The organism is Pantoea sp. CTOTU49201, assembly GCF_032054795.1.
GTDB classification, from domain to species: domain Bacteria; phylum Pseudomonadota; class Gammaproteobacteria; order Enterobacterales; family Enterobacteriaceae; genus Pantoea; species Pantoea symbiotica.
The window spans coordinates 7,948-8,608 of sequence record NZ_DAMBSA010000192.1 but is presented as its reverse complement, the minus strand read 5'-3'; the positions used below and the strand labels follow the sequence as shown (position 1 = coordinate 8,608).

General features: G+C 64.8%; 2 protein-coding genes. Both read left to right on the top strand.

Going from position 1 to position 661, the window contains the following annotated elements:
- Window positions 1-403 (top strand): FHIPEP family type III secretion protein (locus RTY00_RS14250; RefSeq protein WP_312664886.1); only part of this gene is annotated, 403 nt, incomplete at its 5' end.
- The coding region (locus RTY00_RS14245; RefSeq protein WP_312664885.1) for a flagellar protein FlhE at window positions 403-661 on the top strand (259 nt) is incomplete at its 3' end. The genes RTY00_RS14250 and RTY00_RS14245, both read left to right, overlap by 1 nt.

Genomic DNA, 661 nt, shown 5'->3' with positions numbered 1-661 from the left:
AACCCTGGCGGAACATGCGCCGGTGCAGAACGATCCGCAAGAGCTGACCAGCGTGGTACGTGTGGCGCTGGGACGTGCGATTACCCAACAGTGGTTCCCTGGCAATGGCGAAGTGCAGGTGATTGGCCTCGACGCCACGCTGGAACGTCTGCTGCTGCAGGCGCTACAGGGCGGTGGTGGGCTTGAGCCGGGTCTGGCGGATCGCTTACTGGTGCAGGCGCAAGGCGCACTGCAGCAGCAAGAGATGGCGGGCGCGCCGCCGGTGCTGTTGGTCAATCATCCGCTGCGTGCGCTGCTGGCGCGCTTCCTGCGCCGCAACCTGCCGCAGCTGATTGTGCTGTCGAATATGGAGCTGACCGACAACCGTCAAATCCGTATGACCGCCACCATTGGAGGCAAGTAATGCGTCGCTGGTGCTGGGCATTGATGATGTTGCCGATGATGGCGCTGCCGCTCGCTGCCGATGCGGCCAGCGGTGCCTGGAGCGCCAACGCCAGCGGCCCGAGCATTGGCGTGCGCGGTAACTGGCTGATGACGCCTGCGCTGCGTGCGCCCTCCAGCGCACCGGGCAACATCTCGCTGGTGAACTGGCGTTATCAGCTCAGCCGTCCTGCGCCTTCGGGTCTTTTAGTGCGCTTGTGCGCGGGCGATCGTTGTGTCG